Here is a 13,285-nt window from a genome sequence, read left to right as displayed (position 1 = left end):
GTCTGTAGACGTTATAAGGTCTACAAAACTTAATAACAACGCCGCATTTTAGCGGCGTTTTTTATTGTTCACTTTAATTTGAATCTCGCTATTTTGGCTAAACTCAAAGACAGCATCTTCAGGGGATGGCTGGCCAAACATCAAATTTGGGTTATTTGAAAAGCCAACAGGTTCTTTGGGTATCGAACTGGCGGCTAAGTCTAGCTCACCATTGCCATTTAAATCCTGAAAAAATCGAACACAATAGCTGCCTGCCTGCAGTGAAGTTGACTGCTCCAATGAGCTGGCTGAAACGACTACTTCTTGCGTGACTAGATTAGGTAACTCTTGCCAGCTTAAAGCCACATTACTGCAATCAAGAATTTGATAATGCACCGCGCCAGTGACCTGTTTAAATTTGGCAAACGAGAGCTTAAGTGTGTGTCGCTCCTTCGCGAAACTTTGGCTCATCATTAAGCTGATGGCTAATAATCCAATGAATTTTTTCATGCCTATACGCTCCTTTCTATGGCTTGAGTACCTATATCTAGGTATAATAACGGACTTTTAGGAAGTTACAAAAGGTTAAAGGATGCGTAAAGTTCTCGTTATTCACTACTCACAAACGGGTCAACTCACTCAAATAGCAGACTCTATCGTCTCGCCGATTCAAGGCAGTGAAGATATAATTGTCGACTATCTTAATTTAAAACCAAGTAAGCCTTATCCTTTCCCTTGGCCCTTTTTAACCTTTTTCCATATCTTTCCCGAATGCGTGAAAATGGTTCCGCAGCCAATGGACCTTATAGAGTCTGCCCATGATGACTACGACCTGGTTATTTTAACTTACCAAGTATGGTTTTTATCGCCTTCGTTACCTATATCTTCGTTTATGCAGTCTGAACAAGCGATTAAGCTACTCAACAACAAACCTGTTATTACTGTAATAGGTTGTCGTGGTATGTGGCTAAGCGCGCAAGAGAAAATGAAACAACTATTGAGTAATGTAAACGCTAAGCTCATTGATAATGTGGTACTAAGTGATGAATGCGGCACCGGTTTTAGCTTTTTAGCCACACCACTTTGGATGTTTTCTGGGAAAAAGAAATCAGTATCTTGGGTGCCAGCAGCGGGTGTCGCACAGCACGAAATAACCGCAGCAAGTCGTTTTGGTGTTGCTATCAAAAAAGCCTTATTAACCTTAGAGCCCGGGCACACATTAGATAAACCCGTGCTTAAAGGACTAGGCGCGGTCAAGGTGAACGAAAAGTTTATAGCTAGCGAACGTGTAGGCCAGCATAGCTTTAAAATATGGAGTAAAATTTTAGCTACACTTGGCCCGATGCATTCAACGCGCCGAAGTTGTGGGCTATTGATCTATGTGTTATTTTTGCTGACCTTAATCATTACTGTTGTGCCAATAACAGCACTCATAAAAAAATTAATTGCCCCCTTAACTAGAAAAAGAATAGCCAAGCAAAAAGCCTATTTTGCTGAGCCATCTGGAGAGTAACCGTCCGTTATGGAAAATGCTGTATATATAAATAACTTACACGCTGTCTTACCCAATAGTCCTGTAAGCAATAAAGAAATGGAAGTCGTTTTAGGTGAGGTTGGCGGACAACGCTCCCGCGCAAAACCCGTTATATTACGAAGCAACCAGATAAAAACCAGATACTACGCCATTGACCCCGAAACTGGTGAATACAACTACACCAATGCGTCATTGGCTGCGGATGCAGTGCGTGGTTTGTTTAATAAGCTAGGCACACAACTTGAACAACTTGATTGCTTAGTAGCAAGTACGTCAATGGCTGACCAAATCATGCCTAATCACGGTGTGATGGTTCATGGCGAGCTTAAAAACCCTAGCCTTGAGGTCATCTCAACCGCCGGTATTTGTTTATGCGGAATCACCGCACTTAAATACGCTTATTTAAATGTAAAAGCAGGCGAAAGCCAGCACAGTGCAGTGGTAGCCAGTGAGCTTGCTTCAAATGTCATGCATTCGCGTAATTTTAATGCTGAGAGCGAACATAAAGTTGCAATGCTAAACCAAAAGCCTGAAATCGCCTTTGAAAAAGATTTTTTACGTTGGATGCTTTCTGACGGTGCTGGTGCTGCATTATTAAGTAACAAAGCCAACGACCACGGCTTGTCTTTACGTATAGACTGGATTGATGTCACTTCGTATGCTGATCAACTCGAGGCATGCATGTACGCCGGTGCTGAAAAAGTTAACGGTAAGCTAAAAAGTTGGACACGTTTTGATTCACAAGAGCGCGAACAGCACTCTATTTTATCAGTAAAACAAGACGTAAAACTGTTAAATGAAAATATTGTAAAATACACCGTAGAAGACGCACTGAGCAAGATAGTTCAAAAGCGAGGCATTAAAGCCTGTGATTACGACTTTTTCCTGCCGCATTATTCTTCGGGTTACTTTCGTGAGCGATTATTCGATGGCCTTTGTAATATAGACTTCCAAATTCCGTACGATAAATGGTTCACAAATTTAACGAAAAAGGGCAATACTGGTTCTGCGTCTATCTTTATTATGCTTGATGAACTGTTTAAATCAGGTCAATTAACTGATGGACAAACACTATTGTGTTATGTGCCTGAAAGCGGCCGTTTTTCTAGTGCTTTTATGCAGTTAACCGTGATTAACAAATAATGTGAGTCGCCTGTGAAAAAACATGATGTGCCCCAAGACAACAGCAAAACCTATCAAGGTCAAAACAAACTTGTTTACGCCGTGGATGAGCGCGGCCATTACGAAGGCGTAAAATCATCGGGTTGGGAAGTGGAAAGTTTTGCCACCCAAATGGCTGTTGACGATTTAAACGAGCAAACCAACGAAGCCCTAGCACAAGCGCAACGCGGTGAAGTGTCGCCATTAGCTTATCATATGTTAGCTAGGCGCTTCGATATTCCCACACTCGCTGGCGCCAGCGGTTTTTTTCAATGGCAAATTAAACGTCATTTACGCCCAGCGGTGTTTGCAAAATTGTCTGATAAGAAACTTAATCGCTACTGCGACACCTTAAAAATTAGCCGCGAAGCATTGCTGACTTTGCCCTCACAATAGATACTTTCATGCCTGATATTATTTTACCAATAAACCACCAGCAATCTTCGCATTGCGAAACTGGCGTAGTTACTACGCTATTGCAGAGCAAAGGCATAGACATGAGTGAGCCTATGGCATTTGGGCTTGCATCGGCGCTTACTTTTGCTTATTTACCTTTTGTTAAAATTAGTGGTATGCCATTAATCGCCTACCGCATGCCACCAAAAACCATCATCAAAAAGGTATGTAAAAAGTTAAATATTGAATTAGAAAGCCGCAAGTTTTCAAGTCCAGAAGCTGGTATGCAAGCACTTGATAACGAGCTTGCAAAGGGCAATTTAGTGGGTCTGCAAAGCTCTGTTTATTGGTTACCCTACTTCCCTGGGGATATGCGCTTTCACTTTAATGCCCATAATTTGGTGGTCTATGGTAAAACAGAGCAAGGTGATTATTTGATCAGCGATCCGGTTTTTGAGAACCCTGTGACCTGCGCATACGATGATTTAAAAAATGCCCGCTTTGCCAAAGGTGCATTAGCTGCAAAAGGCTTAATGTATGTGATTCGCTCAGCGCCAAGCCAATGTGACTTAGCCCCAGTAATAAGGCCTGCAATTAAAAAAACCGCTAAGATGATGAATGGCTTAGTGCTACCTTACTTTGGCCTGAAAGGCATTCGCCACATGGCAAAGCAAATACGTATGCTTGATAAAAAGCCAGCTAAATTTGCACGGCTTTACTTAGCGCACATAGTACGGATGCAAGAAGAAATTGGCACTGGTGGTGCCGGTTTTAGGTTTATGTACGCCAGCTTTTTAGAGCAAGCCAGCGAGAAAACCAATACCCCAGCATTAAAGGAATGTGCAGAGCATACAACTGAACTTGGTGACTTATGGCGTGAGTTTGCAATGTTAGCAGTAAAATACTGCAAAAAGCGTAGCGATATCAACCTAAACGAGATAGCAAATAAGTTAGAGCAAGTCGCAGAGCAAGAGGCAAAATTAAGTAAATTGCTATTAAACGCTATTGCTTAAAAGTCTTTAAGTAAAAAGCCTTATCTTAAGAACGAAAAAAGTCACCCAAGGTGACTTTTTCATACTCACTGTTTATTCATTAGCCAATTATTGAATAGTCTTGCAGTAACGGTTTTGCTGTTTTTCCAACAAAGTCGCTGATTGATAAAGCATTGATAAGCTCTACTCCTTGTGCTTGTTGCTCATCGCTCAGTGGCACATACGGTAATCTAAATACGGGATTTACCGCGCCTGTCATCATCATTGCGGTGTTTATTGCAATCGGGTTTGGCTCGCAGAATAGCCAGTTCATTAAAGGTTGTAATGAGGTATTTAAGGCATCATTTTTAGTATCCATTAACTGGCGGAACAACCCAGGTATAAGATTAGATGTGACCGATATAACACCGTGTGCATTGTGTGTGTGGCGTGCATCGTGTGCTTCGTCATCGTTACCTGACCAACACGCAATGCCTTGCTGTTCGTAATGAGCAATACGCTCGTTACCACCACATTCTTTTACACCAATTAAATTAGGGTGTTTTGCTAATGGCTCAATAATATCAGGGGTTAAATCTTGCCCTGTGCGCCCTGCTACGTTGTAAATAAACGCAGGGCCTATATCGAGTACACGTTTAAAGTGCTCGTTAACACCAGCAATAGAAGTGCGGCCATAATATGGGTTAATTTGCAGCGCGGCATGCATACCACTTGCAAAGCCATACTTAGTGGCTTTAATAGCTTCGCGGGTATTATTGCTCCCCGTATTCCCTACAATCACCAGCTTATCGCCATATTTATTTGCACTGTGCGCGATAAGCATTAAATGCTCTTCCCAGTTCATTAGCTGGCCTTCGCCGGTTGTACCACCAACCACAATGCCATCTACACCCGCTGCAATTTGTATTTCAACGAGTTCATCGTACTTTGCTAAATCTATTTCACCATTCGCTAAGTATGGGGTTTTAATGGCGGTAATTAAGCTTGCTTGTTTAATTTGTTCTAGGGTGCGCATAAAAATTCATTATTTATAAAACTTGCGCTATTTGTAACATACTTGCACGCATTTTTGCAGGCCTAAGCGAATAATAAACGTAAAATGGCTTGTGTTATTTAGTTTGATAATACAAAATACAAATACTGTACATTTAAACAGTGTTTGTGTTTTTAACTTTAAGCGAGCCATTATGCGTTTATCTGACTACTTAGCCACTCATTTTTATAACACCGATGAGCTTTGCCATGCTTTAAATATTGATGCCGAGCAACTAGATACATGGCAGCAGCAAAGTATTTTTCCTAAACCAAGTTATTGTATAAAAAGCCAATTAAGTTGCAGCTCGTACTCTGGTTTGTATGAATGTGAAGAGTACGATGACTATTACCCGCGCGGCTGTGTAAATTGGGGGCAAGGGCTAATAAAACAAAAAATTGAATCCTCAAGCAATGCCTTTAATTACTTTGCGCAGCAGTACACGGCAAGCCTGAGTAAACTTGCCCAGCAAGGTTTTAGTTTTAATGAAGAATTATTTGGCTGCGAAATAGACGAGCATTTACAGCAAGTGTGGCAACAGTTTTTATGCAGCAAATACGGCGTACTGACACAAAACGGTTTAATTGACGAAATAGTATGTGTGGATATAGGCCGCTTGCTGGTAGACGATATTACTGAATTGCGCACTAAAGGGAGTTTAAACCAACAAGAGCGTACGCAGCTTCACCCCGCGTTGAAATTACTCAATAAAGCATTAGGCCACGGCGCCGATCACGAAAAACAACACACATTACGCGCCCGTTACATAGATGCACTTATTTTAAAGTACGATTTATCGATTAAATAAAAGGCGGAGGTTTTAATAAGAGGTGGGTATTTAAAAGACTAAGTAACGCAAATGGCGATGTAAGTTTACGCCGCCACTGTATTTTACTCATTAACTAATAAGAGTGCTTTTACTAGCCGATGGTGTTGTACACTGCAATATTACTGCTTGTTACAAGCCCGGTAACTTGGGTACCAAATGCTTTGTAGTGAGGCTCTTGTTTATGAGCTTCAAAGTGTTCTTGCGACGCCCACTGCTCACTTACAAGGTACTCGGTATTGTCTGAGTCTCGTTTAACCGACAACTCATAACGCAAACAACCCACTTCTTGACGTGAATACTTTTGCAGATTTTCGAGCGCAGTTAAAACAACCTCTGCGTCGATATTTTTGCTCGCTATAGTGGCAATTACCGTTAACATACGGAGTCCTTTTAAAAAAATAAAGGTGCAGCTTTGCTACACCTAATGTTGTTTTGCGTATTTTATTACTGATCCCACTGCGGCGCAAAATCAGGCGTTGCTTGGCGGTCGCCACAATCAAGTCCGTCAATACGAGCAATGTCTTCAGCGTCTAATTTAACATGGTCATTAAAGTTATCTTCTAAGTTTTTACGCTTAGTCGACGATGGAATGGTGGTCATGCCGTTGGCATTAATCCATGCAATAACTACTTGCGCTGGCGATGCCTCATGCTTATTAGCAATATCTATAATAGTTTGATCTTTAAGTACTTTACCAACTACAAATGGCATATACGCTGTAACGTGAATGTCGTGTTGGGCACAAAAAGCGCGTAGCTTAGTATTGGTTAAATACGGATGCACCTCAACTTGGTTAGTAAATATTTCACGCGAATCAAGTGTTTGCATTGCTTCGTTTAAGTTGGCAATAGTAAAATTAGATACGCCAATATGTTTTGTTAAACCAAGCTGCTTAGCTTTTAAAAGCTCCGTTAGGTACTCACTCATTGGCTCATCATTTGAAGGCGCAGGCCAATGAATAAGCAGTAGATCGACAGAGTCTACTTGTAATTTCTCAAGTGACTTTTCAACGCTGGCAATAAAGTCAGTTTTGTTAAGCTTGTTGTTCCACACTTTGGTGGTTAAAAATATTTCGCTGCGCGGAATGTTACTATCTTTTATGGCTTGGCCTACTTGCTCTTCGTTACCATAAATTTGCGCAGTATCAATATGACGAAACCCCACTTCTAACGCCATTTTTACTGAATTGTAGGCGGTATCGCCTTCTAAACGGAACGTTCCCATGCCTAAATCTGGCATTTCTATTACACGTTGTGTCATGGCTCTATCCTTATAAAATAATCGGTTAAAAATACAAACTGTTTAAAGTTTTACGAAATACACCTTTTACTTCTTTTGTGTTGTCACCTAAAAATTTATGACCTCAATACAGGTAATGAGGTCATAAATTTAAGTTTCAACCTTAGCAGAATACTTTATGCTTGTTTCACTTCTCGCTTATCAAGCATGCCACTGTAACGAGTTACTACTAATGCTAGAGCACAAATTGCTGCGCCAATCCAAGCGGTATCTTGAAGTGACATGCCCTCTAATACACTGCCACCAATAATTGAGCCCAGTGCGATACCAATATTAAACGCTGCTATGTTTAAGCCCGATGCGACATCTACCGCATTAGGAGTATGCTTTTGCGCCTGTTTTACGACATAAAGCTGTAAGCCTGGTACGTTACCAAACGCAAATGCACCCCAAACTAGAATAGTCAGTACGGCCGCTACTTTTGACTCCATCGTAAAAGTAAAAGCCAATAAAATAATTGTCAGCGCGCTAAATATAATACTCAGTGCGCTAATTGGGCCACGTTTATCAGCCAGTTTTCCGCCCCAAATATTACCAATGGCTACCGATACACCGTAAACCAGCATGATTAAACCAATCGCTGAAGGAGCAAAACCTGTTTCTTGCTCTAAAATAGGTGCTAAGTAAGTAAACGCAGTGAACGTGCCGCCGTAACCTAAAATTGTCATTAAATATACGAGTAATAAGCGCGGCTTAACAATAACCTGAAGCTGCTCTTTAAACGTTGCCGGAATAGACTGTTTTAAGTTTTTTGGTACTAAAATAGCGCTGCCAATTAAAGCGATTAAACCCAGTACCGACACCACTAAAAACGTTGCTCGCCAGCCAAAGTGTTGGCCAATCCAAGTGCCTAGTGGCACACCCGTCACTAGCGCTACAGTAAGTCCGGTAAACATAATAGCAATAGCACTGGCTTCTTTATCTTTACTTACTAAGCTTGTGGCAATCATTGAGCCAATTGAGAAAAACACCCCGTGAGCCAAGCCTGTTAAAATACGCGCTAGTATTAATGTTTCGTAACTAGGCGCTTGCCATGCAAGTAAGTTACCTAAAACAAATAAGCCCATTAAGCTTATTAGTACAATTTTACGGTTCCAACGCCCAGTTAGTGCGGTCAGTACTGGTGCACCAATGGCAACCCCTACTGCATATAAACTAACTAGCAAACCAGCTGAAGGTAGGCTTACGCCTAAATCGTTTGCAATAGTAGGCACTAATCCCACTATTACGAACTCGGTTGTTCCTATTGCAAATGCGCTTAAGGTGAGCGCCCACAAAGCCAATGGCATAATTAAATCCTCATTATTAGTTAAGACTTACAGTTTGACTAAAAATGTGTTTGCAAAAAATAGCATTAGTGACAAAATACTTTTGTAATTAATGCAAAAGTAAGGTGCTCACGTATGGCTCAGCATGCAAAAACCGAAGACTTAGAAATGTTTTTAACGGTAGTAGATAGCGGAAGTTTTTCAGCAGCAGCTAATTTGCTTGATCAGCAAGTAGCAAAAGTGTCGCGGGCCGTGTCTCGCCTTGAAAACACGTTACAATGTACATTACTAAATAGGACCACTCGCCGATTAGAACTAACCGAAGAGGGCCATACCTTTATTAAATATGCTCGCGATGGCTTAAACACTTTACAAACCGGCGAAGAAGCAATAAAGCTTTTAAAACAAGCCCCTAGTGGAAAATTACGTATTGATGCAGCCAGCCCCTTTGTACTACACCAATTGGTACCTTTAATTGCTGAATTTAATACGCAATACCCTCACATTACGCTCGATATTACCTCCCACGACAGCATTATTGACTTGCTCGAACATAAAACCGACTTAGCTATTCGTATAGGTGAGTTAAAAGACTCCAACCTACATGCAAAAAAGCTCGGCGTAAGTAAATTGCATTTAGTTGCAAGCCCTAGTTACCTTAAACATACACCGACTATTTCGCACACCAGCGACTTAAACCAGCATAAACTCATTGGTTTTACCGACTCGCCCAAACTTAATAACTGGCCGCTAAAATCGCCCACAGCTTTAAATTTTGGCTTAACCGCCAGTAGCGGCGAGACTGTACGCCAGCTATGCTTGGCAAACCAAGGGGTGGCGCTGCTTTCGCACTTTATGATTGGTGGTGATTTAAAATCAGGCAAGCTAATAGAAATACTGCCAGGGAGTATCAGCACGCCAAACAACCGCGAAATTGTGCAAGCGGTGTATTACAAAAACAGTGCTGTATCGTCGCGTATAATGGCTTTTTTAGATTTTATAAAACCACTGCTGAAATTGTAAGTGACGTTTTTATACCAAACGCTTAATTGAGCAATCTGTACTGAGGCTGGAAAAACGTGTTGATAGCTAGGCAAAAAATTGGCTATTTCGTTGTTCTCGGCAATTGCTACTGCATTGCTCTACCTTCTGCATCCATGCAGTCGTAAATGAAAATTTTCAACGCAGGTAGCGACACGTTTAGCCCCGCAATATGATTAAGTATTATTGTGGATTGGTTTTAAGCCCAAGGGCAGTATAACTAACACCCTAAATAAAAAGGAATAAAATGGACTCGTTAACGCAGGTAGTTTTGGGTAGCGCAGTAGGTTACGCCGTATTAGGTAATAAAATTGGCCGAAAAGCCGCTTTATGGGGTGCTGCTTTAGGTACTTTACCCGACTTAGATGTTTTTATTCCTTATGGCGGGCCAGTGGAGGCATTTACTTATCATCGCGGTTTTAGCCATTCGTTTATTGTGCACTTATTAATTAGTCCCCTTATTGTTTGGCTTATTTTAAAAATACACTCCGGTATGCAAATACATAAAGCCCGCTGGTTTTGGCTGGTATTTTTATGTTTATCGACCCATGCATTACTCGATAGCTTTACAGTATATGGTACGCAATTAATCTGGCCGCTTAGCGAGCACCCTTTTGCTATTTCAAATATATTTATAATCGACCCCCTGTACACCTTGCCGTTATTGTTGGCCTTTCTGTGCACTTTAATACCTAAAATACATACACCGCGCATTTATAAAATTAACGCCGCTATGCTTGTGCTCAGTAGCCTTTATTTAAGTAGCTCTCTTATTTTAAAAGTAATAATTAACAATAAAATAGACGCCGCGTTTGCACATAAACACATACACATTAATAACTATGTAAGCACCCCCGCCCCGCTTACAACCTTGCTATGGCGAGTTGTAGCGATGTCTGATGGGCAATATTACATAAGTTATGCCTCGGTATTTGACTCCCCTGAAGAGGTTACAATAAACCGCTATAACACAAGCCCCGCTTTGCTAAACGATATTAAAAATGAATGGGGCGTACAACGTTTGCAGTGGTTTACTAAAGGCTTTTATAGCGTGAAAGAGCAGCAAAATAAAATTGTTTTATCTGACTTACGTATGGGCATGGAGTGTTATTACGTATTTAATTTTGCAGTTGGTGAAAAAACCAACAAAGGAGTGCAGGTAAGCAACTTTGAAAAACTAAATCAGCGCTCAAATTTAAGTAGCCTAAGTAAAGTGTGGGATAGAATTTGGAACCCTGATGTCAGTTTAGCCCCGCCCTATGCAGACAAAAACTGTATGAAAACGCCTTAACACTCTGATTATAATTGCATTCATTAATCTGAGCTGGCGTTAAAATATTTAAGTTTGCTTTCGCTAGCTAAAAATTTTAAGTGAAAACAAAACAAATTAGCAGCTTGAGATAATTTTATTATCCAAAGCTCAGGTTGGTGGTTAATTAATAAGGCGCAGCTAAGTGAGCGTTTCACCTGCGCCTAAGTATTAATTTTGGTGCTCGTATTGGCCGCGGTATACCTCAAACACTTTTAAAACAGTGTGCTGTTCTTTATTTAGATTATCAAACCAATCGTCAAATAGTTCGTCGTTATCTTGCTCACTTAACGCCATATATTGTGCTAACAGCTCAATAATATCGTTGTGTGTACAGTCTATTGGATTAATTTGCTTAGATAAGACTGTGTGATCGCGCTCTCTAAGGGTTTCCATCACCCCTTGGTCTATTTGTTCTTGTTGTGCTGCGTCGCTCATAGCTTACCTCTAAACCGTAAAAATTTTCTTGTTAACACTTTTTATATAGTTATAACAGCCTAAAAACTAATAGCCAGTATTTTTGGTTTAAGTGGTTATTTTTTGAATTATTTGCGCAATTAGCCAGCAAAAATGTCAGTAAATGAGAGTAAAAATCATTTGCACGAATGCCGTAAACGCGATAACCTATAGTTATATTATCACATAACAACTTGAGGCGTATTATGAAACCTAATATCCATCCAGATTACAACGTGGTTGCTTTTCACGATACAGCTGCCGATAGCTACTTCATTATTGGCTCTACCATTAAAACAGACCGCACTATTGAGCTTGAAGGGAAAACGTATCCGTATGTGCCTATTGATGTGTCTAGCGACTCGCACCCGTTTTATACCGGTAAGCAAAAAACAGTGGCTAGTGACGGACGTGTCGCGCAGTTTAACCGTCGCTTTAAAAACTTATCTACAGCCAAAAAAGGTGAGTAATGAAAGTATTAAGCTCGCTTAAAAGCGCTAAGCAACGACCAGGATGTCAAATAGTGAAGCGAAAAGGACGTGTTTTTGTAATATGTAAAGACAATCCACGTTTTAAAGCAGTACAAGGAATGAAGAAAAAGTAACACTAATTCCGTGAAGTATACGGGTAAACGAACCATGTTTACCCGTATTTTTTATTTAACAACTACATAAAATTCAGGTTGGGCCTGAATCACTTTTTTAACAGTACACGTATTAACCGCAGCAATAAGTGCTTTTTTATATTTTTGAGGAAAGCCATCAGGTAAATTAATTTCGATAGAAAATAATTTTTTACCTTCTTCATCTACGTTTTCATTATTTTGCGTAAGCGTCATCCCTTGTGTAGAGATATCGCGTTGCTCACAAAATTTACGTGCATAAAACCCAGCACATAGCACCATGCTTACTAAAAAGTAGTCAAACGGTTCTGGGTGTTCGGCACCGCCACCAGCATTAATACTTTGATCGCTTATTACTTCGAGGTCGCCAAATTTTGCACTTTGTTTTTGCCCCTCTAACAATGACACTGAAATTTCCATTACTATTCCTTAATTAATCTGCACCCTAGATAAGAGCTTTACTAAAATATTGAAAAATGAGCGTTCAAACTTTTTAATTTGCAGCTATACATTTTATTAAAAAATCACAAATCTGCGCATCAATAATGCGCTACTGCGAAAAAGTTAACCTAGGTAGCGCTGAAATAACTGCTCGACATTAATTTACAAAAAAGCTGAGGTTAATTACCAAACAATAAGTCAAAAAAACCTGGAGGCTCGTGCAACTCATGATACTTCTTGCGTAAATCATCTATATTTTTAAGGGCTGGCTTTGCTGCATCAAGCCCGCGCTCATTCGCTAATTTTTTTGCCAACTTTGCTTGCGCAATAACTTTATCTAGCCCTTGCAGCGACATTTGTGCTTCTTTATGAAAGGTCGCTTTTTTACTGGTTTCAACCAAAGTAATAAACTTATCTATGGCGGTATTAAAGCCACCTATACCTACTGCTTGCACCGCATTTTTATAAGCAAGGCCTGTATTTTTCATATTAACTCCGAGATCAACTTCTTGCTCTGAAATGGCCGCAGTACTAAATACAAAAGTAAAAATTAAAACTAAAAACTTCATGGTAAAACCTATTTATAAAAAACAGTATAAGTGTATCAAGTTTACGTAATAAAGTAACTCAAGGCGCATAGGAAGCTGCATAACTGTAAAGGGGCTTTACAAAATTATGATACGGCAAGTTTTATAGTGAAAAATTTTCAAATTTAATTTTTATTCTTACTATTTCTCAAAAGTTAACTCATTTAACAAGTTAAATTAAACACATAAACCTTACAAATCCGCCTATAATTAGAGCACCCCATTTAAAGGTTAAAATACACTCAATGGTTATATTTAAGCCATTATCAAATCAAGACGCTCAAAATAAACTCTTTAATATTACCAATACAATTCCAGTGTAAATTAATTGACAGCAA

Annotated in this window: 17 protein-coding genes; 9 read left to right on the top strand and 8 right to left on the bottom strand. The window is 40.0% G+C overall.

Annotation, left to right across the window (positions count from 1 at the left end; all coding sequences use genetic code 11):
• Positions 1–48: 48 nt before the first annotated feature.
• The gene (locus MTF68_RS05970) at positions 49–489 is read right to left on the bottom strand and encodes a DUF2141 domain-containing protein (RefSeq protein WP_055019116.1); all 441 of its coding nucleotides are present in this window, start codon (positions 487–489) and stop codon (positions 49–51) included.
• Between the two features lie 82 nt (positions 490–571).
• On the opposite strand from MTF68_RS05970, the gene MTF68_RS05965 reads away from it, so the two are divergent.
• The 4 genes from MTF68_RS05965 to MTF68_RS05950 are packed head-to-tail and all read left to right on the top strand — an operon-like array spanning position 572 to position 4,083.
• Positions 572–1,492, top strand: a complete 921-nt coding sequence (locus tag MTF68_RS05965) for a dialkylrecorsinol condensing enzyme (protein ID WP_248461977.1) — start codon at positions 572–574, stop codon at positions 1,490–1,492.
• Positions 1,493–1,501: 9 nt separating this feature from the next.
• Positions 1,502–2,656, top strand: coding sequence for a beta-ketoacyl-ACP synthase III (locus tag MTF68_RS05960; RefSeq protein WP_248461976.1), 1,155 nt, complete (start codon positions 1,502–1,504; stop codon positions 2,654–2,656).
• Between the two features lie 12 nt (positions 2,657–2,668).
• On the top strand, positions 2,669–3,070 hold the full coding sequence (locus tag MTF68_RS05955; protein ID WP_055019119.1) for a hypothetical protein: 402 nt from the start codon (positions 2,669–2,671) through the stop codon (positions 3,068–3,070).
• Between the two features lie 8 nt (positions 3,071–3,078).
• On the top strand, positions 3,079–4,083 hold the full coding sequence (locus tag MTF68_RS05950; protein WP_248461975.1) for a BtrH N-terminal domain-containing protein: 1,005 nt from the start codon (positions 3,079–3,081) through the stop codon (positions 4,081–4,083).
• Between the two features lie 79 nt (positions 4,084–4,162).
• Here MTF68_RS05950 and dapA read toward each other — a convergent pair whose 3' ends face one another.
• Entirely contained in the window at positions 4,163–5,077 is a 915-nt protein-coding gene (gene dapA / locus MTF68_RS05945) for a 4-hydroxy-tetrahydrodipicolinate synthase (RefSeq protein WP_248450309.1), read from the bottom strand.
• Positions 5,078–5,249: 172 nt separating this feature from the next.
• Between dapA and MTF68_RS05940 the strand changes: the two genes are divergently transcribed.
• Positions 5,250–5,903: a DUF6058 family natural product biosynthesis protein gene (locus MTF68_RS05940; RefSeq protein WP_248461974.1), complete on the top strand. Its 654-nt coding sequence runs from the start codon at positions 5,250–5,252 to the stop codon at positions 5,901–5,903.
• Between the two features lie 112 nt (positions 5,904–6,015).
• Here the strand turns inward: MTF68_RS05940 and MTF68_RS05935 are convergent, their stop codons facing one another.
• The 3 genes from MTF68_RS05935 to MTF68_RS05925 form a co-directional block, all read right to left on the bottom strand.
• On the bottom strand, positions 6,016–6,303 hold the full coding sequence (locus tag MTF68_RS05935; RefSeq protein WP_248461973.1) for a putative quinol monooxygenase: 288 nt from the start codon (positions 6,301–6,303) through the stop codon (positions 6,016–6,018).
• Between the two features lie 65 nt (positions 6,304–6,368).
• A complete protein-coding gene (gene dkgB / locus MTF68_RS05930; protein WP_004586484.1) occupies positions 6,369–7,184 on the bottom strand; it encodes a 2,5-didehydrogluconate reductase DkgB in 816 nt (271 codons plus the stop codon).
• 155 nt (positions 7,185–7,339) lie between these two features.
• Positions 7,340–8,512, bottom strand: coding sequence for an MFS transporter (locus MTF68_RS05925; RefSeq protein ID WP_248461972.1), 1,173 nt, complete (start codon positions 8,510–8,512; stop codon positions 7,340–7,342).
• Between the two features lie 114 nt (positions 8,513–8,626).
• Between MTF68_RS05925 and MTF68_RS05920 the strand changes: the two genes are divergently transcribed.
• Positions 8,627–9,514: a LysR family transcriptional regulator gene (locus MTF68_RS05920; protein ID WP_024031800.1), complete on the top strand. Its 888-nt coding sequence runs from the start codon at positions 8,627–8,629 to the stop codon at positions 9,512–9,514.
• A gap of 265 nt (positions 9,515–9,779) precedes the next feature.
• The gene (locus MTF68_RS05915; RefSeq protein ID WP_248461971.1) at positions 9,780–10,823 is read left to right on the top strand and encodes a metal-dependent hydrolase; all 1,044 of its coding nucleotides are present in this window, start codon (positions 9,780–9,782) and stop codon (positions 10,821–10,823) included.
• Between the two features lie 189 nt (positions 10,824–11,012).
• On the opposite strand, the gene MTF68_RS05910 is transcribed toward MTF68_RS05915, so the two are convergent.
• Positions 11,013–11,279, bottom strand: a complete 267-nt coding sequence (locus MTF68_RS05910; RefSeq protein WP_248461970.1) for a hypothetical protein — start codon at positions 11,277–11,279, stop codon at positions 11,013–11,015.
• 224 nt (positions 11,280–11,503) lie between these two features.
• On the opposite strand from MTF68_RS05910, the gene MTF68_RS05905 reads away from it, so the two are divergent.
• The gene (locus MTF68_RS05905) at positions 11,504–11,767 is read left to right on the top strand and encodes a type B 50S ribosomal protein L31 (protein ID WP_004586488.1); all 264 of its coding nucleotides are present in this window, start codon (positions 11,504–11,506) and stop codon (positions 11,765–11,767) included.
• Complete coding sequence (gene ykgO, locus MTF68_RS05900; RefSeq protein WP_004586489.1) at positions 11,767–11,901, top strand: type B 50S ribosomal protein L36; 135 nt, start codon at positions 11,767–11,769, stop codon at positions 11,899–11,901. Before MTF68_RS05905 ends, ykgO begins: the two co-directional genes overlap by 1 nt.
• 51 nt (positions 11,902–11,952) lie before the next feature.
• Here ykgO and MTF68_RS05895 read toward each other — a convergent pair whose 3' ends face one another.
• Together MTF68_RS05895 and MTF68_RS05890 are read right to left on the bottom strand one after the other, a co-directional pair.
• Positions 11,953–12,339, bottom strand: coding sequence for an OsmC family protein (locus MTF68_RS05895; protein WP_248461969.1), 387 nt, complete (start codon positions 12,337–12,339; stop codon positions 11,953–11,955).
• Positions 12,340–12,539: 200 nt separating this feature from the next.
• A complete protein-coding gene (locus MTF68_RS05890; RefSeq protein ID WP_248461968.1) occupies positions 12,540–12,929 on the bottom strand; it encodes a cytochrome b562 in 390 nt (129 codons plus the stop codon).
• Between the last annotated feature and the right edge of the window lie 356 nt (positions 12,930–13,285).

Source organism: Pseudoalteromonas sp. 2CM37A (genome assembly GCF_023161885.1).
GTDB classification, from domain to species: Bacteria; Pseudomonadota; Gammaproteobacteria; order Enterobacterales; family Alteromonadaceae; genus Pseudoalteromonas; species Pseudoalteromonas atlantica.
Note: the sequence above shows the minus strand (reverse complement) of the source record. Positions and strands in the feature narration are given on the sequence as shown.